At 63.9% G+C, this 26,221-nt stretch carries 21 protein-coding genes, 2 pseudogenes and 1 riboswitch; of the genes and pseudogenes, 8 read left to right on the top strand and 15 right to left on the bottom strand.

What is annotated here, in order from left to right:
- Position 1 precedes the first annotated feature (1 nt).
- The 3 genes from bluB to cobO are packed head-to-tail and all read right to left on the bottom strand — an operon-like array spanning position 2 to position 2,588.
- Positions 2 to 649, bottom strand: a complete 648-nt coding sequence (gene bluB, locus ABMD26_RS03700) for a 5,6-dimethylbenzimidazole synthase (protein WP_134721407.1) — start codon at positions 647 to 649, stop codon at positions 2 to 4.
- Positions 646 to 1,980: a cobyrinic acid a,c-diamide synthase CobB gene (locus ABMD26_RS03705; RefSeq protein WP_354308010.1), complete on the bottom strand. Its 1,335-nt coding sequence runs from the start codon at positions 1,978 to 1,980 to the stop codon at positions 646 to 648. Before ABMD26_RS03705 ends, bluB begins: the two co-directional genes overlap by 4 nt.
- On the bottom strand, positions 1,977 to 2,588 hold the full coding sequence (gene cobO / locus ABMD26_RS03710; RefSeq protein WP_049859066.1) for a cob(I)yrinic acid a,c-diamide adenosyltransferase: 612 nt from the start codon (positions 2,586 to 2,588) through the stop codon (positions 1,977 to 1,979). The genes ABMD26_RS03705 and cobO overlap by 4 nt, the downstream gene beginning before the upstream one ends.
- 163 nt (positions 2,589 to 2,751) lie before the next feature.
- Positions 2,752 to 2,972, bottom strand: a riboswitch (cobalamin riboswitch).
- Positions 2,973 to 3,092: 120 nt separating this feature from the next.
- On the opposite strand from cobO, the gene ABMD26_RS03715 reads away from it, so the two are divergent.
- The gene (locus ABMD26_RS03715) at positions 3,093 to 4,406 is read left to right on the top strand and encodes a PQQ-dependent sugar dehydrogenase (protein WP_049859065.1); all 1,314 of its coding nucleotides are present in this window, start codon (positions 3,093 to 3,095) and stop codon (positions 4,404 to 4,406) included.
- 39 nt (positions 4,407 to 4,445) lie between these two features.
- Here ABMD26_RS03715 and ABMD26_RS03720 read toward each other — a convergent pair whose 3' ends face one another.
- The 5 genes from ABMD26_RS03720 to ABMD26_RS03740 all read right to left on the bottom strand — a co-directional run bounded on the left by ABMD26_RS03720 (position 4,446) and on the right by ABMD26_RS03740 (position 9,117).
- On the bottom strand, positions 4,446 to 4,991 hold the full coding sequence (locus ABMD26_RS03720; RefSeq protein WP_049859064.1) for a C40 family peptidase: 546 nt from the start codon (positions 4,989 to 4,991) through the stop codon (positions 4,446 to 4,448).
- A 108-nt stretch (positions 4,992 to 5,099) separates the two neighbouring features.
- Complete coding sequence (locus tag ABMD26_RS03725; RefSeq protein ID WP_049859063.1) at positions 5,100 to 5,735, bottom strand: C40 family peptidase; 636 nt, start codon at positions 5,733 to 5,735, stop codon at positions 5,100 to 5,102.
- A 312-nt stretch (positions 5,736 to 6,047) separates the two neighbouring features.
- Entirely contained in the window at positions 6,048 to 6,752 is a 705-nt protein-coding gene (gene hda / locus ABMD26_RS03730) for a DnaA regulatory inactivator Hda (RefSeq protein ID WP_049859062.1), read from the bottom strand.
- Between the two features lie 152 nt (positions 6,753 to 6,904).
- Complete coding sequence (locus ABMD26_RS03735; protein ID WP_049859061.1) at positions 6,905 to 7,978, bottom strand: AI-2E family transporter; 1,074 nt, start codon at positions 7,976 to 7,978, stop codon at positions 6,905 to 6,907.
- Positions 7,979 to 8,073: 95 nt separating this feature from the next.
- Entirely contained in the window at positions 8,074 to 9,117 is a 1,044-nt protein-coding gene (locus ABMD26_RS03740) for a DUF2066 domain-containing protein (protein WP_134721409.1), read from the bottom strand.
- Between the two features lie 275 nt (positions 9,118 to 9,392).
- On the opposite strand from ABMD26_RS03740, the gene purM reads away from it, so the two are divergent.
- The 5 genes from purM to ABMD26_RS03765 all read left to right on the top strand — a co-directional run bounded on the left by purM (position 9,393) and on the right by ABMD26_RS03765 (position 13,943).
- Positions 9,393 to 10,451, top strand: a complete 1,059-nt coding sequence (purM, locus tag ABMD26_RS03745; protein WP_354308027.1) for a phosphoribosylformylglycinamidine cyclo-ligase — start codon at positions 9,393 to 9,395, stop codon at positions 10,449 to 10,451.
- On the top strand, positions 10,451 to 11,098 hold the full coding sequence (gene purN / locus ABMD26_RS03750; protein ID WP_354308031.1) for a phosphoribosylglycinamide formyltransferase: 648 nt from the start codon (positions 10,451 to 10,453) through the stop codon (positions 11,096 to 11,098). Before purM ends, purN begins: the two co-directional genes overlap by 1 nt.
- A gap of 8 nt (positions 11,099 to 11,106) precedes the next feature.
- A complete protein-coding gene (locus ABMD26_RS03755) occupies positions 11,107 to 11,817 on the top strand; it encodes a DUF3108 domain-containing protein (RefSeq protein ID WP_354308035.1) in 711 nt (236 codons plus the stop codon).
- 331 nt (positions 11,818 to 12,148) lie between these two features.
- Entirely contained in the window at positions 12,149 to 13,507 is a 1,359-nt protein-coding gene (locus ABMD26_RS03760; RefSeq protein WP_049859056.1) for a dicarboxylate/amino acid:cation symporter, read from the top strand.
- A 253-nt stretch (positions 13,508 to 13,760) separates the two neighbouring features.
- Positions 13,761 to 13,943 carry a hypothetical protein gene (locus ABMD26_RS03765; RefSeq protein WP_049859055.1) on the top strand — a complete coding sequence of 61 codons (183 nt, stop codon included), beginning with the start codon at positions 13,761 to 13,763 and terminating at the stop codon, positions 13,941 to 13,943.
- A gap of 54 nt (positions 13,944 to 13,997) precedes the next feature.
- Here ABMD26_RS03765 and ABMD26_RS03770 read toward each other — a convergent pair whose 3' ends face one another.
- The 7 genes and pseudogenes from ABMD26_RS03770 to ABMD26_RS03800 all read right to left on the bottom strand — a co-directional run bounded on the left by ABMD26_RS03770 (position 13,998) and on the right by ABMD26_RS03800 (position 22,212).
- Positions 13,998 to 14,540 carry a DUF2058 domain-containing protein gene (locus tag ABMD26_RS03770; RefSeq protein ID WP_354308043.1) on the bottom strand — a complete coding sequence of 181 codons (543 nt, stop codon included), beginning with the start codon at positions 14,538 to 14,540 and terminating at the stop codon, positions 13,998 to 14,000.
- 26 nt (positions 14,541 to 14,566) lie between these two features.
- On the bottom strand, positions 14,567 to 15,400 hold the full coding sequence (gene mazG, locus ABMD26_RS03775) for a nucleoside triphosphate pyrophosphohydrolase (protein WP_134721412.1): 834 nt from the start codon (positions 15,398 to 15,400) through the stop codon (positions 14,567 to 14,569).
- A 37-nt stretch (positions 15,401 to 15,437) separates the two neighbouring features.
- Positions 15,438 to 17,682, bottom strand: a pseudogene (relA, locus tag ABMD26_RS03780) (GTP diphosphokinase).
- 76 nt (positions 17,683 to 17,758) lie between these two features.
- Positions 17,759 to 19,151, bottom strand: a pseudogene (gene rlmD / locus ABMD26_RS03785) (23S rRNA (uracil(1939)-C(5))-methyltransferase RlmD).
- Complete coding sequence (gene cysM / locus ABMD26_RS03790; protein WP_056843139.1) at positions 19,151 to 20,053, bottom strand: cysteine synthase CysM; 903 nt, start codon at positions 20,051 to 20,053, stop codon at positions 19,151 to 19,153. The pseudogene rlmD and the gene cysM overlap by 1 nt, the downstream one beginning before the upstream one ends.
- A gap of 81 nt (positions 20,054 to 20,134) precedes the next feature.
- A complete protein-coding gene (locus ABMD26_RS03795) occupies positions 20,135 to 21,496 on the bottom strand; it encodes a HAMP domain-containing sensor histidine kinase (protein ID WP_354308049.1) in 1,362 nt (453 codons plus the stop codon).
- Positions 21,493 to 22,212, bottom strand: a complete 720-nt coding sequence (locus tag ABMD26_RS03800; RefSeq protein WP_134721415.1) for a response regulator transcription factor — start codon at positions 22,210 to 22,212, stop codon at positions 21,493 to 21,495. Before ABMD26_RS03800 ends, ABMD26_RS03795 begins: the two co-directional genes overlap by 4 nt.
- Before the next feature lie 199 nt (positions 22,213 to 22,411).
- Here ABMD26_RS03800 and ABMD26_RS03805 point away from each other — a divergent pair, with 199 nt between their 5' ends.
- Together ABMD26_RS03805 and ABMD26_RS03810 are read left to right on the top strand one after the other, a co-directional pair.
- Positions 22,412 to 25,165, top strand: coding sequence for a response regulator (locus ABMD26_RS03805; RefSeq protein ID WP_049859769.1), 2,754 nt, complete (start codon positions 22,412 to 22,414; stop codon positions 25,163 to 25,165).
- Positions 25,166 to 25,215: 50 nt separating this feature from the next.
- Entirely contained in the window at positions 25,216 to 25,647 is a 432-nt protein-coding gene (locus ABMD26_RS03810; RefSeq protein WP_354308057.1) for a hypothetical protein, read from the top strand.
- The last annotated feature ends 574 nt before the right edge of the window (positions 25,648 to 26,221 follow it).

A 26,221-nucleotide genomic window follows, 5' to 3' on the forward strand; every position in this document is an offset into this window, starting at 1 on the left:
CTCACAACGATGTTCCCCACTGGTTTTCGTACAGCATCTGTTCGAGTGGCTGGCCTGCCGCCCAGCCCTGCAGTTCCAGCATGGGCGCTTCGTAGAATTGCTCGACCGGCCCCAGGCACAGCACCGCCACCGGCTTGGCCCCGGCAGGCATGCCCAGCACCTCGGCCAGGGCCTGGGGATCGAACAGCGATACCCAGCCCATGCCCAGGCCTTCGGCGCGTGCGGCCAGCCACAGGTTCTGGATGGCGCAGGAGACCGAGGCCAGGTCCATTTCCGGCAAGGTCCGGCGGCCGAACACATGGCGCTCGCGATCGTCCATCAGCGCAGCCACCAGCACCTCGGCGCAGTCATTGATGCCCTCGACCTTGAGCTGCATGAACTGGTCGGAGCGCTCGCCCATGGCCTGCGCGGTGCGCAGCCGCTCCTCCTCGACCAGGGCCTGGATGCGGCTGCGCAAGGCCCGGTCGCTGATGCGGACGAAGCGCCACGGTTGCATCAGGCCGACACTGGGCCCTTGATGGGCAGCCGCCAGTAACCGGGCGAGCAGCGCGGGAGGCACGCTGCCGCCGATGAAGTGGCGCATGTCGCGGCGTTCGGCGATGACGCGGTAGATGGCGGCGCGCTCGCTGTCGCTGTAGGGCTGGTTCATGACGCGTCCCGATGCTCGGTAGCACGCGCGCAATCAGCGGGGGCGAACAGCCCGGCCACCGCCGCCGGATTGGACGGGAAATAGAAATGCACGTAGGAGGCCGTCATCCGCCCCTGGCGGTAAACCGCCTCGGCGCCACGCCCGCCATTGGGGCTCACGCCACGCGCGATCGGCTGCAGTTCGGTACTGGTCAGCGAATGGTGGTAGGTGTGCCCGCGCAACACGCCCTCAGGCAGCTCGACCGCCTGCAACGCGAGGGCGGCCAGGCGTTTCTGCATGACCGCCTCGCCCGGCAGCAACCCCAGCAGCTCGGCGCGGGCGCCGTCGACATCGGTCAGCGCGTCGAGCAGGTAAAGCATGCCGCCGCATTCGGCCAACAGCGGTTTGTCCGCTGCGTGATGAGCACGAATGTCGGCCAGCATCGAAGTATTCGCGGCGAGCACCAGGTGATGCAGCTCCGGATAGCCACCGGGCAGGTAAAGGCTGTCGCACGCTGGCAGGTGTGCATCGTGCAGCGGCGAGAAGAACACCAGCTCGGCGCCCATGTCGCGTAGTACATCAAGGCTGGCGTCATAGACGAAGGCGAAAGCGGCATCGCGGGCCACGGCGATGCGCACGCCGTCGAGCAGCCGCGCGACTCGGTGCTCGACCGGGACGGCGAACGTGACCGCGGGTGGCAAGGCCACCTGGCACGTCTGCGCAAGGGCTGCGGCCGCGGCATCCAGACGGGTGTCCAGATCGTTGAGCTCGCTGGCCTGCACCAACCCCAGATGGCGGCTGGGCAATTCGATCCCGGTTTCCCGGGACAAGGCGCCGTACCAGCGCAGCCCCTGGGTCAGGCTGCCTTCGAGCAACTGCGCATGGCGCACGGTGCCGACACGGTTGGCCAGGACCCCGGCAAACGGCAGGTCAGGCTGGTAACAGGCCAGACCCAGCGCCAGGGCGCCGAAAGTCTGCGCCATGGCCGTGCCGTCGATCACCGCCAGCACAGGAACACCGAAATGGCGCGCCAGGTCAGCGCTCGAGGGTGTACCGTCGAACAGGCCCATGACCCCCTCGATGAGGATAATGTCGGCTTCCTCGGCCGCTTCCCATAGCAACCGCCGGCTGTCCTGCTCGCCGACCATCCACATGTCCAATTGATATACCGGAGCACCGCTGGCCCTGGCCAGGATCATCGGATCGAGAAAATCCGGGCCACACTTGAACACCCGCACGCGGCGGCCCTGATTGCGATGCAGGCGCGTCAGAGCGGCGGTGACGGTGGTCTTGCCCTGCCCGGAGGCCGGCGCGGCGATCAGCACCGCCGGGCACTGGCGCGGTTCGGTCATAGCTCGATGCCCTTCTGGGCACGGATGCCAGCCTGGAAAGCATGCTTGATCATGCCCATTTCGGTCACCGTGTCGGCCAGCTCGATCAGCTCGGGCTTGGCGCCACGGCCGGTGACGATCACATGCTGCATGGGTGGACGCGCCTGCAGATCGCTCAGCACGGTGTCCAGGTCGAGATACCCGTGCTTGAGCGCGATATTGAGTTCGTCGAGTACCACCAGGCCAATGGCTGGATCGCGCAGCAGTTGCCTGGAGACTTCCCAGGCCGCTTCGGCCGCCGCGATGTCACGCTGGCGGTCCTGGGTTTCCCAGGTGAAGCCTTCGCCCATCACGTGGTAGCGCACCTGTTCGGGAAAGCGCCGGAAGAACAGCTCCTCGCCGGTGCTGTTGCGCCCCTTGATGAATTGCACCACGCCGCACTGCAGGTCGTGGCCCATGGCCCGCGCGAGCATGCCGAAAGCCGAGCTGCTCTTGCCCTTGCCGTTGCCGCTGAGCACCAGCAGCAAGCCACATTGGTTGGGGGAGTTGGCGATGCGTTCGTCGATCACGGCTTTCTTGCGCAGCATGCGCGCCAGGTGACGGGCGTCGCGCTCGGCTGTTTCGTTCATGGTGGCTCTCCGCTACACCTGCGCGCAGGCGGCATCGACGCGACACCGTGGCCGACTGGCCGGACAGTGAACGTCAATGCCGCTCTCCCCGCGCGACAGAAGATGAATCAGGGCACGCCCCAGGCCCACGCCACCGTGGGATGAGCGCAGGTTCTGCAACGAGCCGTAAAAAGTGCACCAGGCCGGTCTCCGGGCTCACGAGCGGGGTCTGTACACCCAGGCGACACGCCTTCCCGAATCGCTTCAGTGGCATCGTGTGCAGCCTTGACTCGTCTACCGTTGCGGGGGCAGCGCCGGCATGGCGCGTAAACGCTGCGCACCGGCTTCCCTGTTTCACTCGGGTCGATCGCCTGATCGCCGAGCACCTGGAACAGCCGCGCAGGTTAGAGGGTTGCGCCCGGAGCGTCAATTGATCCACCACCGCTGCTGACGGACAACGCGGTTGAACCTTGCCCAGGCCCGGTGCCTCTACCCTGTGTGAACAAAACCTCAGAGAGCTCGACCATGCACAAGACCCGCCTCGCTACATTGATCCTGCTGGCAGCCGGCCTCGCCGCCTGTGGTGAAACATCATCGTTGCAGGTCAGCGACGGGACCGGGCCCTCGCCCAAACTGCCCGAACCCAACAAGACCCTGATCCCCACCGTCAATATCGCACCGGCCGTAGGCTGGGCCGAAGGGGGCAAGCCCACGGCGGCGCCCGGTACTCAGGTGGCCGCCTTCGCCGCGGACCTGGACCACCCACGCTGGCTGTACGTGCTGCCCAACGGGGACGTGCTGGTGGCTGAAACCAACTCCCCGGCCAAGCCGGACGACAGCAAAGGCATACGTGGCTTCGTCATGGAGAAGGTGATGAGCCGCGCCGGCGCGGGCGTGCCCAGCGCCAACCGGATTTCCCTGTTGCGCGACAAGGACGGTGACGGTGTGGCCGAGACCCGCACGGTCTTCATCGCCAACCTCAACTCGCCCTTCGGCATGACCCTGGTCGGCAACGACTTCTATGTGGCGGACACCGACAAGCTGCTGCGCTTCAAGTACACCGACGGCGCCACCTCGATCAGCGGCGCGGGCGAGAAAGTCGTCGACCTGCCGGGCGGCACGCTCAACCACCATTGGACCAAGAATGTCATTGCCAGCCCCGACGGCAAGAAGCTGTATGTCACCGTTGGCTCGAACAGCAACGTCGGCGAAAACGGTATGGACCAGGAACAAGGCCGTGCAGCGATCTGGGAAGTGGACGCTGCCACCGGCCAGCACCGCATCTTCGCCTCGGGTTTGCGCAACCCCAACGGCATGGCCTGGGAACCGAAGACCGGCAAGCTGTGGACAGCCGTGAATGAACGTGACGAAATCGGCAGCGACCTGGTACCCGACTACATCACTTCGGTCAAGGACGGTGGCTTCTATGGCTGGCCCTACAGTTACTACGGTCAGCACGTAGACGTGCGTGTCGAACCGCAGAATCCTGAACTGGTGGCCAAGGCCATTGCTCCCGATTACGCAGTCGGCCCGCACACCGCTTCGCTGGGCCTGAGTTTCGCCGACGGCAGTGGCTTGCCCGCACCTTTCACCACCGGCGCCCTGATCGGCCAACATGGTTCCTGGAACCGCAAGCCGCACAGTGGTTACAAGGTGGTGTTCGTACCGTTCGTGGACGGCAAGCCGAGCGGTCAGCCGATCGATCTGCTGAGCGGCTTTCTCAATTCAGACGAGAAGGCCATGGGTCGCCCGGTCGCGGTATTGCCCGATCACAAGGGTGGAGTGCTGGTTGCAGACGATGTGGGCAACAAGATCTGGCGAGTCACTGCCGCCAAGTGACATGGCTTGAACAGGGCGAGGAAACTCGCCCTGTTGCCGTCACGGGTTACGGGCCAACTGGCCGGGTTGCAGCACCCGCTTGGCGTTGAGGTAGGCTTTCTGCCAATAGGGCTTGTTCAGGTAATCGAGCTTGACCGTACCGCCACTCGACGGTGCGTGCACGAAGCGTCCCTCACCCACATAGATCCCCGCGTGGCTGACCTGCGAGCCGCCGCTGGTGGCGAAGAACACCAGATCACCGGACTGCAGGTGGGACTGGTCGACATCGGGGGAGCGCATGACGATCATTTCCCGAGTCGAGCGCGGCAAAGCGATACCGGCGGCGTCGCGGTAGACGAAGCTGATCAGGCCGCTGCAGTCGAAGCCCGAGTCGGGTGTATTACCCCCCCAGCGATACGGCGTGCCCACCAGACCCAAGGCCCGAAACAGCACGTCGTCGGCAGCGCCGACCATGTCGTTGTTCGGGTTCTTGACGATCGGGTTGATGACCTTGGGCCTCACCACTTTGGCCGGAGGCGCGCTGGCGCACCCGGCGAGGATGGCGGCCATTGCGATTGAAGCGAACACGCGTGCCTGGGTAGACATGTACCGAACCATCCTGAGCCAACTGCCGTAATAGACTAGATTCATTACCCGAAAACACAAACGGCGCTGAGGTTTTCACCTCACCGCCGCTTTGTTGCGCTGCGTCTGTTATTTGCTGGAGATCATCGTGGCAGGCGCCATGGCCAAGGCCCGCTTGGCCTCGATGAAGGTCTTGCTCCAGTAGCTGTCGCCCAGGCTGTCGACTCGTACACCACCGCTGCGGCGGCTGCTGGAGTGAATGAACTGGTCATCGCCCAGGTAGATACCGGCATGGCTGACACGACCGCGGCCATTGGTGCTGAAGAACAGCAGATCACCCGGCTTGAGCTTGTTGCGTGCGACCAGAGGCGCCTTGACGTTGATCATTTCGCGAGTCGATCGCGGCAGGTTCATGCCCGCCTCTTCGCGAAACAGATAACCGATGAAACCGCTGCAATCGAAACCCGACGCCTTGTCGGTGCCACCGAAACGGTAACGGGTGCCGATCAGGGATTTGCCACGTTCCAGAATGCTGTCGGCCAGGATCGGCAGGCTGTAGGCCTTGCTGCCGTCGAACTGGGCCAGTTCGTCTTCGGTGGCGATTTCGTCTTCGAAAACCAGCGAGGCTTTCGAGGGGGATTGATGCGGCTGGACGGCGGTGACCGGGTCCAGAACCTGCTGCTGGGAGACCGGGGCTTGCGCCGCGCAACCGACCAGAAGGGTCAACAGTGCGATGGGCACGAGGGGTGCTAAGCGATTGAGCATGGGCACGACCGTGACGAGGAATAGTTGAGAAGTGGCGACTATACCCGTCTGGCGATTATTTGCAAATTCAATCGAACGAAATGTGACTCCGGAGAATTATGCTGACATCTAACGCCCCGTTTTGCAGCCCTGCGGATGGGCCTTTGCACGGTAATGGCCCAAAATCCCCGGAATCATTGGGCGATAAATGGTCGCACATAGCCATCACTGGAACTGGACAGGTATACAGATAAACCGGGTGTGCAAGTTCCGTTAGAACCGAATGGAACATCCATGAAACAGGTCATAGAGCGGTTGAATCGAGTCGCCCAACTACCAGCCCAGCGTTTCCTTGAGGAAGGGGATGGTCAGCTTGCGCTGCGCCTGCAGCGAGGCCTGGTCGAGACGCTCCAGGAGGTCGAACAGGGCGCTCATGCTGCGCGTGCCACGGGTGAGAATGAAATGCCCGACCTCGTCGGTCAGGTGCAAACCGCGACGCGACGCACGCAATTGCAGGGCGCGCAGCTTGTCCTCGTCGGACAGCGGACGCATCTGGAATATCAAAGCCAGGGTCAGGCGGGACTTGAGGTCGGCGAGCTTCACCGGCAGTTCGCGAGGCGAGTGAGAGGCGGCGATCAGCAAACGGCGGCCGCTGTCGCGCAGGCGGTTGAACAGGTGGAACAAGGCCTCTTCCCATTCCGGCTTGCCGGCCACCACTTGCAGGTCATCCAGGCAGACCAGCTCGTACTGGGCAAGGTCATCGAGAATGCCCACGCCGCGATCGAGCAACTCGGCCAGGGGCAGGTAGACCGCCGGTTCGCCCAACTGCTCGAAGCGCAGGCAGGCAGCGTGCAACAAATGGGTGCGCCCTACCCCATGCTTGCCCCACAGGTAGATCAGGCTTTCGGTCCAGCCGGCCTCGGCTTCGCACAGGCGCTCGACGTAGCCGAGTGCCGCAGCATTGGCGCCTGGATAGTAATTGATGAAGGTCGCGTCATCCCGCAGACGCACACCTAAGGGCAGCTGAATCGGTTTCATGCTGGCTGAACAGCCCTGGGATCGAGCTGCAACGGGCCTCAATGTGAAGTGTGCAAAGTCTATACCTGCCCGAGCAGCCGCACAATGCGCAACACTGCTTGATAAATCAACGGTTTACCTGGGCCTGCGAAGGCCCAGGCGGCCGGTCGGGTTCAGAGGTCTGGATCCTCGGACCCGGCATAGATGTCCGATTCCTTGTACAGGTCGTGCATGTGCCGTACCAACACCATGATCACCGCCGCCACCGGCAAGGCCAGCAGCACACCGGTGAAACCGAACAGCTCGCCGCCGGCCAGGATGGCGAAGATCACCGCCACCGGATGCAGGCCGATGCGATCGCCCACCAGCAGGGGTGTCAGCACCATGCCTTCGAGCGCCTGGCCAATCATGAACACGGCGACGATGGCAATCAGGTGGAAAGGATCCAGACCGAACTGGAACAGACCGGCGATGATCGCCGAACCGATGCCGATGACGAAGCCCATGTACGGCACGATGGCCGCGAGCCCCGCCACGACGCCGATCAACAGGCCCAGTTGCAGGCCTACCAGCATCAACCCGGTGGCATAGATCACGCCCAGGGCCAACATCACCAGCAACTGACCGCGAACGAACGCACCGAGCACCTCGTGACACTCGCCCGCCAGGCGTACGATCTGCCCTTCACGCTGGCGCGGGAGCAGGCTGCGGATCTTAGCCATCATCAGGTCCCAGTCGCGCAGCAGGTAGAACGCCACCACCGGGATCAGCACGAAGTTGGCCAGCCAGGCCATCAGCGCCAGCCCCGAGGCAGTGGCCTGGGACAGGATCACCCCGACCACGTCGGTGGTCTGCCCCATGTGGCTGCTGATGGCAGCCTTGATCTGGTCGAATTTCCAGAAGCCTTCGGCCAGACCCAATCGGGTTTGTACCCACGGCAGGGCTGTGTGCTGCAGCCAGTCGAGCATCTGCGGAGCCATCTGGTACAGGCTGACGAGCTGCTTGGCGAGCATGGGGATCACCACCAGCAGCGCCAGCACCAACAGCAGCGTGAACAGAGCGAACACCACCACCACACCCCAGGTCCGCGACAGCTTCCATTTCTCCAGCTTGTCGACCAATGGATCGGCCAGATAGGCCAGCAGGATACCCACCAGGAACGGCGAGAGAATCGGGTGCAGTACATAGAGGAAGACGCAGAGCAGCAACACTGCCCCCAGCCAGAACCAACGGCGCATATCAGTCATCAGGCAGCTCAGCTATATATAGAAGAGATGAAAAGCGGATTCAGTCAGCGAGAAACGAATGCGCCACACGAGCGGCGGCGCATCTTCTCGACCACTTACCAGCGGAAGTTCAGGTCCGGTGCGGGTTGCGCCGCCGGTGCCGGTGCGCCGGGGACGGCCTGGGCATCGACCGGTACGACCGGCGCCTGGTACGGCACTTCCTGCAGTTTGGCCAGACCCAGCTGGGCGCGCAGTTGTTCGGCGCTGCCGGTCACGCGATAGACCACCTTGTCGCCGTCCACAGTACGCACTCGCGCACCGTAGGATTCAAGCAGGCGGCCCATCTGCGCGTAACGCTCCAGGTTCATGCCTTCCACCGCCAGGATCATTTCGGTGCTGGCGCCGGGTTTGGCGACGAAGCGCGTGGCCAACCTCTGGCTGACGGCCAGGAGCACGGCATCGGCAAGGGCCGCTTGATCCGCGCCCTCGGCCTTGCCCTGCTCACGCTGGTTGCCCAGCCACAGGCGCCAGGTGCCCGACCATTTGCCCTCTTCTTCACGGGCATGTACGGCCAGTAGAGCATCGGCGCCGTAGCGCTCGGAAGCGCTGCGCAACGCAGCTGGATCGCTGGCCTCGATGTTCTGCGCGGTGCCGACGCCCTGCTCGCCGAGATCGGCCAGGGGCAGGCGCAACGGCAGGCCGCGGTGCTGAGCCGCACGGCGCAGCGGCTCGGCGGCCGATTGCCCGTCGCCGACCAGGCTGCTGCCCTCGACGCTGTCGCTCAACCACCAGCCCAGGATCGAAGGGCGGTTGCTGCCCCATGTCGGCAGGCCGGCCGAGCGCAAGGCATTATCGGTACTGGCAATGTCGAAATCGACCTGCAGCGACTCAGGCGGGCCGGCGTCGTAGCCATACTGGCTGATGATCTGCTGCGGATCCTGGCGCACGCTGGCCAGGCCGGGGTTGGCAATCGCCTTGGCATCACCGGTCAGGCGCAGCACCAGGGTCTCCAGCGCCCGCTGGGTGGCCTGGGTACGCTCCTCGGGCGTCTGGCTGGCCACAGGCTCGCGCACCTGATACAGGTTGCTGATGGTTTCGGCGTGAAGCTGAACGCTCGACAGGGTGATGCAGGTGGCTAGCAGGCAGTGGCGCAGACGCATGGACGTTTCCCGACGGTAATAGCGGATTGTGGCTGTGACCGTGCAATCGGCAAAAAGCTCAGTGGTCGATCTCGACGCACAATATCTCGGCACACAATATCTGGGAACACAATGTAGCATGCCCGCGCGCCCCTTGGCTGCGGCCGACCCGGGGCCGGCAAGGGCACAACCGGCGAACCGCGCTGGTGACGTTCGGGCAAGCCTGATAAAATCGCGCGCCTTCGTGGATCGACGACGGTCGACTCCCCCGACTCCCTCCTTTAAAGGCCTGGATCATGAGCAATAAACCCTCCGTGAGCTACAAGGACGCCGGTGTAGACATCGACGCCGGTGAAGCATTGGTCGAACGCATCAAAGGCGTCGCCAAGCGCACCGCGCGCCCGGAGGTCATGGGCGGCCTGGGCGGTTTTGGTGCCTTGTGCGAAATCCCGGCCGGCTACAAGCAGCCCGTACTGGTGTCGGGCACCGACGGTGTGGGCACCAAGCTGCGTCTGGCGCTGAACCTCGACCGCCATGAAAGCATCGGCATCGACCTGGTCGCCATGTGCGTCAACGACCTGGTGGTGTGCGGCGCCGAGCCGTTGTTCTTCCTCGACTACTACGCCACCGGCAAGCTCAACGTCGACACCGCTGCCACCGTGGTCACCGGTATCGGCGCCGGTTGCGAACTGGCCGGCTGCTCCCTGGTGGGCGGCGAGACGGCCGAAATGCCGGGCATGTACGAAGGCGAAGACTACGACCTGGCCGGCTTCTGCGTAGGCGTGGTCGAGAAAGCCGAGATCATCGACGGCAGCAAGGTCGCCAACGGCGACGCGCTGATCGCCCTGCCCTCCTCGGGCCCGCACTCCAATGGCTATTCGCTGATCCGCAAGATCATCGAAGTCGCCGGTGCCGACATCGAGAACGTCCAGCTCGACGGCAAGCCGCTGACCGACCTGCTGATGGCGCCCACCCGCATCTACGTCAAGCCGCTGCTGCAACTGATCAAGGACACCGGCGCCGTCAAGGCCATGGCCCACATCACCGGTGGCGGCCTGCTCGACAACATCCCGCGCGTTCTGCCAAAAGGTGCCCAGGCCGTGGTCGACGTCGCCAGCTGGCAGCGTCCTGCGGTGTTCGACTGGCTGCAGCAGCAGGGTAATGTCGATGAGCACGAAATGCATCGCGTGCTGAACTGCGGTGTCGGCATGGTCATCTGCGTGGCTCAGGCCGACGTCGAGAAGACCCTGGCCTCCCTGCGCAGTGCCGGTGAGCAGCCATGGGTCATCGGTGAAATCGCCCAGGCCGCCGAAGGCGCCGCTCAGGTCGAACTGAAGAACATCAAGGCTCACTGATGCCTTCGACCTGTAACGTAGTGGTGCTGCTGTCAGGCACCGGCAGTAATCTGCAGGCGTTGCTGGACAGCATGCAGGCGGGCCACCCCGCCCGCATCGCCGCGGTGATTTCCAATCGCGCCGATGCGCTCGGCCTGCAGCGCGCCCGCGATGCAGGCATCGAGGCACGGGTGCTGGAGCATCAGGGTTTCGCCGACCGCGAAGCCTTCGATGCGGCCCTGATCGATCTCATTGATCAGTACCAGCCGCACCTGGTGGTGCTGGCCGGCTTCATGCGCATTCTCAGCCCGTCCTTCGTGCGCCACTATCACGGCCGTCTGCTCAACATCCATCCCTCCCTGCTGCCGCGCTACAAAGGCCTGCATACCCACCGTCGCGCCCTCGAGGCAGGTGATACCGAGCACGGCTGCAGCGTGCACTTCGTCACCGAGGAACTCGATGGCGGACCACTGGTCGTACAGGCAGTGATTCCGGTACAGTCGACCGACACGCCAGAGACCCTGGCGCACCGGGTGCATGCCCAGGAACACCAGATCTACCCGCTGGCAGTGCGCTGGTTCGCCGAAGGCCGTGTGCGCTTCGACGGACGCGGCGCATTGCTCGATGGCCAGCCCCTGCCGGCTTGTGGCCATTTGATTCGACCCTAGGAGTTTATATGCGTCGCGCCCTGCTCTTCGCCGCTGCCCTGCTGGCCCTTCCGGTCCATGCCACAGAGCTCAAGCCTTTTTCCGCCAGCTACACCGCCGACTGGAAGCAGTTGCCCATGAGCGGCACTGCCGAGCGCAGCCTGAGCAAGAACGCCAGTGGCGACTGGACCCTGGCTTTCAAGGCCTCGATGATGATCGCCAGCCTGACCGAAGTCAGCACCCTGCGCGTCGATAAAGAGGCCATGCTGCCGGAAACCTACACCTTCGAACGTGGCGGCCTGGGCAAGGCCCGCAAGGTCGACCTGGACTTCGACTGGGCAGCCAAGAAAGTCACCGGTACCGACCGTGGCGATCCGATCAACCTGCCGCTCAACAATGGCGTGCTGGACAAGTCGACTTATCAGCTGGCCCTGCAACACGACGTGGCCGCCGGCAAGAAGAGCATGAGCTATCAGGTGGTCGATGGCGACGAGATCGACACCTATGATTTCCGCGTGCTGGGCACCGAAAAGGTCGAGACCAAGGCTGGCCAGGTCGATGCGATCAAGGTCGAGCGTGTGCGTGACCCCACGCAGAGCAAGCGCATCACCGTGCTCTGGTTCGCCAAGGACTGGGACTACCTGCTGGTGCGCCTGCAACAGGTGGAAACCGATGGCAAGGAATACAACATCATGCTGCTGGACGGCACGGTGGACGGCAAATCGGTGAAAGGCAGCTGAGCGGCTGCACCGTACTGAAGCCGAAAGGGCCCTGCGGGGCCCTTTTTCGTGGGCGGATATCCGCCATGCACAGCCCCCTCAGGGGCGACTAGGGCGGATTCCCGCCACTTGTACAGCTATGTGACGACAACCATACCCCTGCCTAGGCCGCAGCCACTCGCGCTATGGCCATCAGTACGCAACTATGGCACGGCACCTGCAATACAGTCGGCAGAGGCCTGCCAATGCGCAACTCGCCCACAACAAATCCCTCCAGACAGGAGGGTTCGTGCTTTAGGTGTCGCGACCACTCCGGAACGGGTGCCAGGCGATACACTTGAGGAACTTGCAAATGACGACTCGTCAGCCACTGTACAAATCGCTGTATTTCCAGGTGATCGTCGCGATCATCATCGGTATCCTGATCGGCCACTTCTACCCTCAGTTCGCGGTCAAGCTCAAGCCTTTCGGCGACGGCTTCATCAAGCTGATCAAGATGGTCATCGCCCCTATCATCTTCTGCACCGTGGTCAGTGGTATCGCCGGTATGCAGAGCATGAAGTCGGTCGGCAAGACCGGTGGCTACGCCCTTCTGTACTTCGAAATCGTCTCGACCCTGGCACTGATCATCGGCCTGGTCGTGGTCAACGTGGTCAAGCCGGGTGCCGGCATGCACGTCGACGTATCGACCCTGGACGCCAGCAAGATCGCCAGCTATGTCTCGGCAGGCGCTGACCAGAGCATCGTCGGCTTCATCCTCAACGTGATCCCGAACACCATCGTCGGCGCCTTCGCCAACGGCGATATCCTTCAGGTGCTGATGTTCTCGGTGATCTTCGGCTTCGCCCTGCATCGCCTGGGTGCCTACGGCAAGCCACTGCTGGACCTGATCGATCGCTTCGCGCACGCCATGTTCAACATCATCAACATGATCATGAAGCTGGCCCCGCTCGGTGCGTTCGGTGCCATGGCCTTCACCATCGGTGCCTACGGCGTGGGTTCGCTGGTGCAGCTGGGCCAGTTGATGATCTGCTTCTACGTCACCTGCGTACTGTTCGTGCTGCTGGTGCTGGGCGCCATCTGCCGCGCACACGGCTTCAGCGTGATCAAGGTGATCCGCTACATCCGTGAAGAGCTGATGATCGTTCTGGGCACTTCCTCCTCGGAATCGGCACTGCCACGCATGCTGATCAAGATGGAACGCCTGGGCGCTCAGAAGTCGGTGGTGGGTCTGGTCATTCCGACCGGCTACTCGTTCAACCTGGACGGCACCTCGATCTACCTGACCATGGCCGCTGTGTTCATCGCTCAGGCGACCGACACCACCATGGACATCACCCATCAGATCACCCTGCTGCTGGTACTGCTGCTGTCCTCCAAAGGCGCCGCCGGCGTCACCGGTTCGGGCTTCATCGTGCTGGCCGCCACCCTGTCGGCCGTAGGCCAACTGCCGGTGGCTGGCTTGGCGCTGATCCTGGGTATCGACCGCTTCATGTCCGAAGCACGTGCACTGACCAACCTGGTCGGTAACGCTGTCGCCACCCTGGTGGTTGCCAAGTGGGTAGGCGAGCTGGACGAGAAAGTCCTGCAGACCGAACTGGCTTCCGGTGGCCGTGGCATAGTCGATGGTCGTCCGGAAGATGATCTGGGCGTGGCCGAAGGCCGCGATCCGGTTCAGGACACCACGACTCAGGGCACTACCCTGCGCTGATCGGCTGTCGAACTGAAAAAACCCATCTTCGGATGGGTTTTTTATTGGATGAAATTTGTTTCACCGCCGTGAACTCGCTGCGACAATCCGCCGCAGGGCGCGTGGTGCGGGCGTTTGCGGATTGTCTCTAGTTCGGTAAAAAACTGTTGCAGAAAACGTCTGTTTACTTAGCAAGCTACTCAAATCTATAACAAAGACCTGCACACGCCACGTGCAGATATTCGAGGCAGCTATTCGAGACAGGAGCTTTCCCATGACAGTAAAAGTGACCGAACGCGACGAAGCCCACATGTCCCACGAAGGCGTGGCGGCAGGCATCCAGATCTGGGATGTCTATCAACAGGACCTGTTGGTGGGGATGTTCCATAACGAGAACGACGCTCAGAGCTACAAGAACGAACTGGAAACACTCGAAAGCCAACGCGCTTCGAATTGACCGTTCGCCGCGCAAGAAAAACCCCGCTCAGGCGGGGTTTGTCGTTTCAGTGGGTTACCACATCAAGTCGTCCGGAATCTTGTAGGCGGCGTACGGATCTTCCGCCGAGTCGACTTCTTCGGTCGCCACGTTGAGCATCACGATGCGCTGCGGCGCGCGTTCCTGCACCTTGAGCGCAGCCTCGCGCGGGATGACCTCGTAGCCACCTCCATGCTGGACGATGGCCAGCGAACCGTTGCTCAGCTTGCTGCGCATCAGGTTGTTGACCGACAGGCGCTTGACCTTCTTGTCGTCGACGAAGTTGTAGTAGTCCTCGGTGGTCAGCTTGGGCAGGCGGGTCGCTTCGATCAGTTGCTTGACCTGGGCAGCGCGTGCCTTCTCCTCGACCTTCTCATGCTGCTGGCGATTGAGCTCCTGGTCGCGGCGCGCCTTCTCGGCCATGGCTTCCTGGGCGATGCGCTTCTGCGTGTCGTCGATTTCGACCTGGCCCTTGTTCTCAAGGCGCTTCTGTTTCTGCTTGTCCTTGCTGACTTGCTTGACCTGCTTCTGGTTGACCAGTCCAGCTTTCAACAATTGGTCGCGGAGGGAAAGGCTCATGGTGTTCTGCTCACTTATAAAACGGCTCAGCCACAGCTGGGCAGATTCTGTTCCTGACGTTTGGCCTCGCCCCACAGGGCGTCCATGTCTTCCAGGGTGCAATCTTCGATGTTGCGGTGGGTGTCGCGCAATGCCTGCTCGATGAAACGGAAGCGCCGGTCGAACTTGACGTTGGCGCCGCGCAGGGCGCTCTCCGGATCCACCTTGAGGTGGCGAGCCAGATTGACCACGCTGAACAACAGGTCACCGATTTCCTCGGCGACTGCCGGTGCATCGTCTGCGGCCATGGCCTGAAGCACTTCGTCCAACTCTTCGCGGACCTTGTCCAGCACCGGCAACGGCCCTGGCCAGTCGAAGCCGACCATCGCCGCGCGCTTCTGCAACTTGGCTGCGCGCGCAAGAGCGGGCAGCGCGGCAGGTACGTCATCGAGCAGGGACAACTGCTCACCCACCCCGCCTTTTTCCGCGCGTTCCTGGGCCTTGATCTCTTCCCAGCGCTGCTTGACCTGGTGTTCGTCCAGGCGCGGCGTGTCCAGCGCGGCGTACAGATCGCCGGTGGGGAACACGTGGGGGTGGCGTCGAATCAGCTTGCGGGTGATACCGTCGACCACGCCGTCGAATTCGAAGCGGCCCTCCTCGCGCGCCAGCTGGCTGTAATAGACCACCTGGAACAATAGATCGCCGAGCTCGCCCTTGAGGTGCTCGAAGTCTTCGCGCTCGATGGCATCGGCCACTTCGTAGGCTTCTTCCAGGGTGAACGGGACGATGCTGGCGTAGGTTTGCTTCACATCCCACGGGCAACCGTGCTGCGGGTCACGCAGCCGGGCCATGAGGTTGAGCAGGTCTTGCAGTGTGTACATGCTCGGACTCGTTGCAGAGGTGTCGGGATCCGCGAATTCACGGCGTGCGGTTACGCCGTGTCTCGATGATGTTCGGCAGCTGCGAGATCCTGCCGAGCAGACGCCCGAGGGCGTCCAGGCCAGGGATCTCGATGGTCAGCGACATCAGCGCGGTGTTGTCTTCCTTGTTCGAGCGGGTGTTGACCGCCAGCACGTTGATCCGCTCGTTGAGCAGGATCTGCGAGACGTCGCGCAGCAGGCCCGAGCGGTCGTAGGCGCGGATGATGATGTCGACCGGATAGGTCAGCACCGGCACCGGCCCCCAACTGACCTGGATGATGCGTTCCGGCTCGCGACCGCCAATGCTGCAGCACCGAGGCGCAATCCTGGCGGTGGATGCTCACACCGCGCCCCTGAGTGATGTAGCCGACGATGGCATCGCCGGGCAGCGGCTGGCAGCAGCCGGCCATCTGCGTCATCAGGTTGCCCACGCCCTGGATCTGGATATCGCCGCGCTTGCCGGGCTTGTAGCCGGTGGCCTTGCGCGTGATCAGTTCCACCGGCTCGTTGCCGCGCTCGGGCTCGACCAGTTGCTGCGCCGAATTGACCAGATGGGCCAGGCGCAGATCGCCTGCACCCAGGGCGGCGAACATGTCTTCGGCGCCTTTGTGGTTGGCTTTTTCGGCAAGCTGGTCGAAGTCGACCTGGGGCAGGCCCAGGCGGCTGAGTTCGCGCTCCAGCAGCGACTTGCCGGCGGCGACGTTCTGGTCGCGTGCCTGCAGCTTGAACCAGTGGACGATCTTGGCCCGCGCCCGGGACGTGGTGACGTAGCCGAGGTTGGAGTTGAGCCAGTCGCGGCTGGGCGTGCCGTGCTTGCTGGTGATGATCTCGACCTGCTCGCCGGTGTTCAGGCTGTAGTTGAGCGGGACGATGCGGCCGTTGATCTTGGCGCCACGGCAGTTGTGGCCGATCTCGGTGTGCACGCGGTAGGCGAAGTCCAGCGGGGTCGCGCCCTTGGGCAGGTCGATGGCGTGGCCGTCGGGGGTGAACACGTAGACCCGGTCAGGCTCGATGTCGACCCGCAACTGGTCGGCCAGGCCGCCGATATCGCCCAGTTCCTCGTGCCATTCCAGCACCTGGCGCAACCAGGAGATCTTTTCTTCGTACTGGTTGGAGGTGGACTTGACGTCGGTGCCCTTGTAGCGCCAGTGCGCGCAGACGCCCAGCTCGGCTTCCTCGTGCATGGCGTGGGTACGGATCTGCACTTCCAGCACCTTGCCCTCGGGACCGATCACCGCCGTGTGCAGCGAGCGATAGCCGTTTTCCTTGGGGTTGGCGATGTAGTCGTCGAACTCCTTGGGAATGTGCCGCCACAGCGTGTGGACGATCCCCAGCGCGGTATAGCAGTCGCGCATTTCCGGGACCAGCACGCGCACCGCGCGCACGTCGTAGATCTGGCTGAACTCCAGGCCCTTGCGCTGCATCTTGCGCCAGATGGAATAGATGTGTTTCGCCCGACCGCTGATGTCGGCCTTGACCCCGGTCTCGAGCAGCTCGTTGTGCAACTGGCTCATCACCTCGGTGATGAACCGCTCGCGATCCAGCCTGCGTTCGTGCAGCAGCTTGGCGATCTGCTTGTACTGATCGGGCTCAAGGTAGCGAAACGAGAGGTCTTCGAGCTCCCACTTGATGTGGCCGATGCCCAAGCGATGCGCCAGTGGCGCGTAGATGTCGAACACCTCGCGCGCGACCCGGTTGCGTTTTTCATCGTCGGCGCCTTTCACCGCGCGGATCGCGCAGGTGCGCTCGGCGAGCTTGATCAATGCGACGCGGACATCGTCGACCATGGCCACGAGCATCTTGCGCAGGTTCTCGACCTGCACCTGCGAGCCCAGCACCATGGACTGGCGCGGGCTGAGGCTGGCGCTGATGGCGGCCATGCGCAGCACGCCGTCGATGAGCTTGGACACGGTGCTGCCGAAGCGTCGGCCGACGTCTTCAAGGCTGGCCTTGCCCTCGCGGACGGCCCGGTAGATCACCGCGGCCATCAATGAATCCTGGTCGAGCTTGAGATCGGCGAGGATCTCGGCGATCTCCAGGCCCGCCTGGAAACAGGAGGTGCCGTCGGCCCAGGAGTGCTGGGCCGGGTTGCCCTGCAGCTCGGCGGCCTGGGCAAATTCACAGGCCTGCTTCAGGGCTTCGCGATCCAGCACCAGATCGACGCTGACGATATGATCCAGCCATGCATCGAGATTGATACTGCCGTCCGTATTGATCGGCTGGTGTGCTCTCACCTGTACCATGTTGCTTACCTTTCCCTACAACACGCCGAAGCGCATCAACAGTCGCTGGCTATGACCGATGCTGGGCCGGCATCGATCAGGCGTTTCGCGCGCCAGTCGGATTGGACGGGCCGTCCTGGCCCGCTTCAAATAACGCCATGGCCTCGACATGCGCGGTCTGCGGAAACATGTCGAGGATCCCGGCTCGTTTTAGCCTGTAGCCCTGCCTCAACAATTCGACCGTGTCGCGGGCCAAAGTTGCCGGGTTACAGGAGACATACACCAAGCGTTGCGCACCCAGTGCACGGATCGTGCGCACCACCTCGAACGCGCCATCTCGGGGTGGATCCAAGAGTACCGCAGAAAAACCCTCGCGGGCCCACTCGGCGGCGTCCAGAGGCTGCGACAGGTCGCTCTGGTAAAAGTCAGTGTTATGCAAATTGTTGCTGGCGGCGTTGTCGGCAGCCCGCTGCACCATGGCCGCGACCCCTTCGACTGCCACCACCTCGCGCGAGCGCTGGGCCAGCGGCAGGGCGAAGTTGCCCAGCCCGCAGAACAGGTCAAGGACCCGCTCCTGGGGGGGTGGGCGCCAGCCAGTCCAGCGCCTGCGCGATCATTGCGTCGTTGACCGCCGCATTGACCTGGACGAAGTCGCCCGGCCGGTAGGCCAGCTCAAGGTTCCAGGGCGCCAGGGCGAAACCCAGCGAGGCGTCCGCCTGCACGGGCGCTGGCTCGCCTTCGCCCTGCAGCCACAGTTGCAGGCTCGCGGCAGCGCAGAAAGCCTGCAGCGCTTGCAGGTCAGTATCGGCCAGCGCGGCGGTGTGGCGAAGCAGCAGCGCCAGTGAAGTCCCTGCGTACAGCTCGACGTGGCCGAGCACCTGGGGTTTGGCAAAGCTGCGCAGCAGCGTCGGCAGCTGTTCGACGACCGGTTGCAGGGCAGGCACCAGCACCTGGCATTGGGTGATGTCGACGATGTCCTGGCTCGCCGCCGCGCGAAATCCCACCGCCAGGTGACGGGCCTTGGGGTCCCAGCGCACGGCCAGCCGAGCACGCCGGCGATAGCCCAGCTCGGGCCCGCTCAGCGGCGCCGCCCACTCCTGCGGCTCGATGCCGGCCACGCGCGACAGCTGTTCTGCGAGCAGGCGCTGCTTGAGGGCCAACTGCTGATCATGGGGCAGGTGCTGAAGGCTGCAGCCACCACAGGTGCCAAAATGCGGACACGGCGCCGGGCGGCGCAGCTCGCTGGCGACCAGCACGCGCTCGCAGCGCGCTTCGACGATCTTGCCGTGGGCGTTGAGCACCCGGGCTTCGACCTGCTCACCGGCCAGGGCGCCGCTGACGAACCAGGTGCGCCCCTCGAAAAAGGCGATGCCGCGTCCGTCGCTGGCCAGGCGTTCGATCGGCAGGCGCTGTTTCTTGCCGGTCGGCACTTGCGGCGCACGGGTTCCGCCTGTCGGCTGGAAGCGCAGGCCAGGTTTGGTTCTGGCCATCAGTTGGGTGCGTCGAAGATGCCGCTGGACAGGTAGCGATCACCGCGATCGCAGATGATCGCGACGATGACCGCATTGCTCACTTCCCGCGACAGGCGCAGCATGCCGGCCACGGCGCCACCGGACGACACGCCGCAGAAGATGCCTTCTTCACGGGCCAGGCGGCGGGTCATGTCCTCGGCTTCCTGTTGCGCCATGTCGATGATCCGGTCGACCCGGTCGGCCTGATAGATGCGCGGCAGGTACTGTTCCGGCCAGCGGCGGATACCTGGAATGGCAGCGCCTTCCATGGGTTGCAGGCCGACGATCTGCACCGCAGGGTTCTGCTCCTTGAGATAGCGCGAGGTGCCCATGATGGTGCCGGTGGTGCCCATGGAACTGACGAAATGGGTCACGGTACCTGCGGTCTGCTGCCAGATCTCGGGGCCGGTGCTGCGGTAGTGGGCCTCGGGGTTGTCGCCGTTGGCGAACTGGTCGAGGAGCTTGCCGCGCCCTTCGCTCTGCATGCGTTCGGCCAGATCGCGCGCGCCTTCCATGCCCTGCTCGCGGGTGACCAGGATCAGCTCGGCGCCATAGGCGGTCATCGCCGCCTTGCGTTCGGCCGTCGAGTTGTCGGGCATGATCAGGATCATCTTGTAGCCCTTGATCGCCGCGGCCATGGCCAGGGCGATGCCGGTATTGCCGGAGGTCGCTTCGATCAGGGTGTCGCCGGGCTGGATCTGCCCACGTTCTTCGGCGCGGCTGATCATCGACAGCGCCGGGCGGTCCTTCACAGAACCGGCCGGGTTGTTGCCTTCCAGCTTGAGCAGCAAGGTGTTGCTGGTCTCACCGGCCAGGCGCTGCAGGCGCACCAGCGGCGTGTTGCCGACGCAGTCGGCGATCGTTAGGTACTGCGGGGTCATGGCGTATTCGCAATCCGGACTGCGGGGGTCGCCTATCATACCGGCAAACGCCGGATACCCATATCACGCAAAGTGCGCACCTTATAGCGTGAAAGCATAAGCAGCCGGCAAGCGCATGTTCAGCCGCAGGCCACGCGCGGTATTCTGCGCCCACAATGCACCGCCCTGGCGGGTCAGGGCATTGCGCGCAATGCTCAGCCCGAGGCCGAACCCCCCGTCGCCAGGCCGCGATCCGTCGAGGCGCGTGAAGGGATCGAAGATTCTCTGCAGGTCGGCCTCGGCGACACCACCGCCCTCGTCTTCCAGCCACAACAGCCAGTGATCGCCATCACGCTGACCACTCAAGGTCACGCGACCGGCGCTGGGCGAGTGACGAATGGCATTGCGCAAGAGGTTTTCCAGCGCCTGGGCCAGGCTGTCGAGATTGCCCTGCACCCAGCAATCGGCGTCGACTTCGCAGTGCAGTTGGCGGGCCGGCCACTGGCTTTCGAAGCAGGCATTCTCCGCCAGTATGTCCCACAGCGCCTGCACCTGAATCGCTTCGCTGGCCAGCGGCGCACGCTCGGCATCCATCCAAGCCAGTTGCAGGGTATCTTCGACCAGCCGCTGCATGCCGTCGATCTCGCGACTCAACCGTTCGCGCAGGCGCTGCTCGTCGAGTTCACCTTCGCAGGCCACGCGCAGGCGGCTCAAGGGTGTGCGCAGCTCGTGGGACAGGTCCCGCAGGATCTGCTGCTGCAGGGCGACGGTGCCTTGCAGGCGCTCGGCCATGTGGTCGAAGGCGCGCCCCAGCTCACCCAGCTCATCGCTGCGCGCAGTGGTATTCGCGCTCAGGCGGGCGTTGAGCTGATCGGCACGCCAGGCGTTGGCCTGCTCGCGCAACTGGTTCAGCGGCACGATGAGCATGCGGTACAGCCCGATGCACAACACCAAGGTGAACACGCCGGGAACCAGCGCGTTGGTGAGCAACGCCCACAACCAGGCGTGCCGACCGGGTGTGAAGCGCTCGGGCAGGGCCAGTACCAAGCTGCCCTGCTCCGGATGTTCGATGAAAGGGATCTGCATCCAGGGCGCGCCCCGCGAGCGGCGACTCATGGGCATCTCCAGATGGCGCAGAAACGTCAGGCGCTGCTGCTGTGCGGCTTCCAGCGGTCGACTGCTCAAGGAAGTGAGATCAGGCCCTACCACGGCGATGAAACCAGGCTCGCGTGCCGACATATGTGCAAGCCAGGCATCGACCCCGGCTCGTCCACCTTGCCCGTGGGCCTGCTCGGCGGCTGCCGCGTACTGGCGCAAGGCATGGCGTGCGTCGGCGCTCAGGTAGGCATTGCGTTCCTGCAGGTACTGGCCCCAGTACCAGCTCAGCCAGATCATCAGCAGGCAGAATGCGACCAGCAGTATCGACAGCTTCCAGAACACCGAATGGCGATGGGGCAGCTTCATGCCTCGCCGCCGCCGAACAGGTAGCCCTTGCCCCACACCGTGCGCAGTTGCTGGCGCTGGTAGCCCAGCGCCTTGAGCTTGCGGCGTATCTGGCTGACATGCATGTCCAGGCTGCGATCGTGCTGCGAATAGCCGCGCTGCAGCACATGCTGATAAAGGAAGGGTTTGCTCAGCACTTCCTCGCGCTGACGGTGCAGGGTATCGAGCAGACGGTATTCGCTGGGCGTCAGCCCCGCCGGCTGGCCGTTGACCGACACATCGGCACTGCGCTCGCAGAACTGCAGCTCGCCCTGTTGCACCACGTCCTCTCGCGGCTGCACGCGCAGACGCTCCATGGCCACCCGGCGCAGGATGGCTTCCACACGCACCTGCAGCTCGGCCATGCTGAAGGGCTTGGGCAGATAGTCGTCGGCACCGCGACGAAAGCCGCTGATGCGATCGGCTTCGGCGCCCAGCGCCGACATCAGAATCACCGGGGTGGCCGAGCTGCGGCGCAGGGCGTACAGCACATCCAGACCGTTCATGCCCGGCAGCAGGATGTCCATCAGCACCACGTCGAACTGGTTTCGCTCGGCCAGCGCCAGCCCTTCGCGGCCGTTCTGGCACCAGGTCACTTGAAAGCCGCAGCGCCCGAGCTGCTCATGAACGTAGCTGCCCAATACCTGGTCGTCTTCAATGGCCAGGATGGTATGGGCGCCTGCTTGGACGGGATTCATTTTCGCCTGCTAGTGGGTGTCATTCTCAAGTGCGGATTATTGGAGATCGCGCCGCGGCAGGCAACCTCAGCTGATCGCTGTTCGCCCACTGACCGCGTTGCACTGCCCTCTTGGGTCCGCCGTCGGTGCGCGTGACTGGCGCATCGTCCCTCCCCCCTGTATTTTCCCCCTATTGCTCAGTCAGAAAGGCGCCTGCGGCGTGTTGAAGAAACTCGGTATCAAAAGCCGCGTGCTGTTACTTGCGCTCACGCCGGCCACTTGCATGGCGCTGATTCTGGGCGGCTATTTCACCTGGATGCAGCAGTCCGACCTGCAGCGCCAGTTGCTGCAGCGCGGCGACATGATCTCCGAACAGCTGGCGCCGCTGGCGGCACCGGCGCTGGTGGCCAAGGATCGCGAGCGGCTGGAACGCATCGCTGCGCAATCCCTGGAGCTGACCGACGTGCGCTCGGTGACCTTCCTGGGCGCAGACCGGACCCTGCTCGCCCACGCCGGGCCCATGATGCTCAACGCCGTGCCCATCGGTAACAGCACCCACTCGCTGCAACGCAGTGGCTTCGATGCGACGCGCTACCTGATGCCGGTGTTCGGCCGCCACCGCGACCTGGCCAGTGACGAGGTGCCTGCCGAGGTCGACCACCTGCTGGGCTGGGTCGAGCTGGAGCTTTCCCACGATGGCACCCTGCTGCGTGGTTACCGCAGCCTGTTCGCCAGCCTGCTGCTGATTCTGACCGGTCTGAGCATCACCGCGTTGCTGGCGGCACACATGAGCCGCAGCATCAGTGCACCGATTCGGCAGATCAAGGACACCGTGACCCAGATCAAGGACGGTAACCTGGAAAGTCGCGTACCGGCCATGGGCAGCCACGAGATGGACGCCCTCGCGGCCGGCATCAACCGCATGGCCGAAACCCTGCAGGACGCCCAGGAAGAACTGCAGCACAGCATCGACCAGGCCACCGAAGACGTCCGGCAAAACCTGGAAACCATCGAAATCCAGAACATCGAGCTGGACCTGGCGCGCAAGGAAGCGCTGGAAGCGAGCCGGATCAAGTCCGAATTCCTCGCCAACATGAGCCATGAGATCAGGACGCCACTGAACGGCATTCTGGGCTTCACTCACCTGCTGCAGAAAAGCGAGCTGACCCCGCGCCAGCTGGATTACCTGGGCACCATCGAAAAATCCGCAGACAGTTTGCTGGGCATCATCAACGAGATCCTCGACTTCTCGAAGATCGAGGCCGGCAAGCTGGTGCTCGACAACATTCCCTTCAACCTGCGCGATCTGCTTCAGGACACCCTGACCATCCTGGCGCCGGCCGCCCATGCCAAGCAGCTCGAACTGGTCAGCCTGGTCTATCGCGATACGCCGTTGTCACTGATCGGCGATCCGTTGCGGCTCAAGCAGATCCTGACCAATCTGGTGAGCAACGCCATCAAGTTCACCCGCGAGGGCACGATCGTCGCCCGTGCCATGATGGAAGACGAGAGCGAAGACGGTGTGCAGTTGCGCATCAGTGTGCAGGACACCGGCATCGGCCTGTCCGGCCAGGACGTGCGGGCGTTGTTCCAGGCATTCAGCCAGGCCGACAACTCACTGTCGCGGCAGCCTGGCGGCACGGGCCTGGGGCTGGTGATCTCCAAGCGGCTGGTCGAACAGATGGGTGGCGAGATCGGGGTCGACAGTGCTCCGGGCGAGGGTTCGGAGTTCTGGATCAGCCTCAACCTGCCCAAGGCTCGCGACGACGCCGAGGACTTGCCGTCTGCGCCCCTGCTCGGCCGTCGCATCGCCATCGTCGATGGCCATGAACTGGCGCGGCAGGCCTTGCAACACCAGCTCGAAGACTGCGGTCTGGACGTGACCGACTTCAAGTCGCTGGACAAGCTGGTGCTGGCCACCCATGCCGCACGGCAGGCGGGCCAGCCGCTGGACCTCGCGGTGCTGGGCATCACCGCCCACGAGATTTCGCCGGAACGCCTGGCCGTGCAGATCCGCGAGATCGAACAGAGTGGCTGCCAGGTGCTGGTGCTGTGCCCCACCACCGAGCAGGCCCTGTTCCACGCCGCGGTCCCCAACGCCGACCGCCAGCTGCAGGCCAAGCCCAGCTGCACGCGCAGGTTGCGTCGCGCGCTGGCCGACCTGATCAACCCCAAGCAGCTGCGCTACGAAAGTCCCGAGAACAGCGGCGAACGTGCGCCGCGCGTACTGTGCGTGGATGACAATCCGGCCAACCTGCTGCTGGTGCAGACCCTGCTCGAAGACCTGGGTGCCGAAGTGCGCGCGGTGGACAACGGCGCAGCGGCGATCAAGGCGGTACAGGAAGGCGGGCTCGACCTGGTGCTGATGGACGTGCAGATGCCGGAAATGGACGGCCGCGAAACCACCGAGCGTATTCGCGTGTGGGAGAGCGCCCAGCTCGGCGCTGCATTGCCCATCGTGGCGCTGACTGCCCACGCCATGGCCAATGAGAAGCGCGCCTTGCTGCAGAGCGGCATGGACGACTACCTGACCAAACCCATCAGCGAACGGCAGTTGGCGCAGGTCGTGCTGAAATGGACGGGGATGGCGTTGAACCCGCAGGCGTTGGACAAAACGGCTGAGCAGCCATTGGATACCAATACCCTGCAGGTGCTCGATGCCGCCGAGGGCCTGCGGTTGGCGGCCGGCAAGGCCGACCTGGCTGCCGACATGCTGGCGATGCTGCTGGCCTCGCTGCAGGCCGATCGCGAAGCCATCCAGTTGGCGCGAATCAACGCCGATCAGAATGCCATGATCGAGCGCGTGCATCGGCTGCACGGTGCGACCCGCTATTGCGGCGTACCGCAGTTGCGCGCGGCGTGCCTGCGCAGTGAGACGCTGCTCAAGCAGAACGATCCGGCGGCCCTGTCTGCGCTCGACGAGCTGGACGAGGCCATCGTGCGGCTCGAGGAGCAGGCCCGGGCGATGGCCTGAGGCCGCGCCATGACCGGCGTGCTAGCATGTCGCGTCTATTTGGAGGACCCATGGTCGAACACGATTTCCGCTTCAGCTTGCTCAACCCCCAGCACACCCTGATCGAGTGCCGCGCGCTGATGCCCGGCCGCTACCAGGTCACCGGCAACGGCGGCTCGATCCACAACGGCGACACCCTGCTGGTGACCCTCAAGGGCAGCAAGGACCTGTCCATGCGCTTGGTGGTGGAAAAGGTCCGTCACCTGATCAACCCGCCTGGCCAATGGGTGGCAGTGGCCACCGGCCCGGTGTTCGGCGAGCTGGCGATCCATCAATGGAAGGTCAACTGCGACAGCTGCGGCAAGGTGCTCGACTTCGAGTTCGCGGTGGATGCCAAGCTCGGCACCAAGGCGCACAAACCGGCGGCGGAAGCCCGCATTGCCGAGCTGGGCTGGAGCACCGCCAACGGCAAGCACCTGTGCCGTCAGTGCAAGGTGGCTTGAGCGAGTTGATGGTGTTTGCCTGATTCAACGCGACGGACCTGGATCCGGATTGCGCTGTACTTGATCGATTGCGGTGCGGCCGGACGCGGCTTGCGCATACCCTGTAGCAGCGGCGCGAGCCGCGTCATCGGTGCTTGCGGTGTATCCGGATGAATGCGGTGCGGCCGGACGCGGCTTGCGCCGCTGCTACAGGGGGCGCGGTGTCGGCGGGTGTGGCGGGGTGTCTGTAGCAGCGGCGCGAGCCGCGTCATCGGTGCTTGCGGTGTATCTGGATGAATGCGGTGCGGCCGGACGCGGCTTGCGCCGCTGCTACAGGGGGCGCGGTGTCGGCGGGTGTGGCGGGGTGTCTGTAGCAGCGGCGCGAGCCGCGTCATCGGTGCTTGCGGTGTATCTGGATGAACGCGGTGCGGCCGGACGCGGCTTGCGCCGCTGCTACAGGGGCGCGGTGTCGCTGGGGGTGGCGGGCATCGATGCTTGCGGTGTATCGGGATAAATGTGGTGCAGCTGGACGCGACAGAAATTGCAGGCACAAAAAAAGCGACCCGAAGGTCGCTTCTCTTGTGCTTCAGAGAGT

It is taken from the genome of Pseudomonas sp. PvP001 (genome assembly GCF_040546375.1).
Taxonomy (GTDB): domain Bacteria; phylum Pseudomonadota; class Gammaproteobacteria; order Pseudomonadales; family Pseudomonadaceae; genus Aquipseudomonas; species Aquipseudomonas coleopterorum.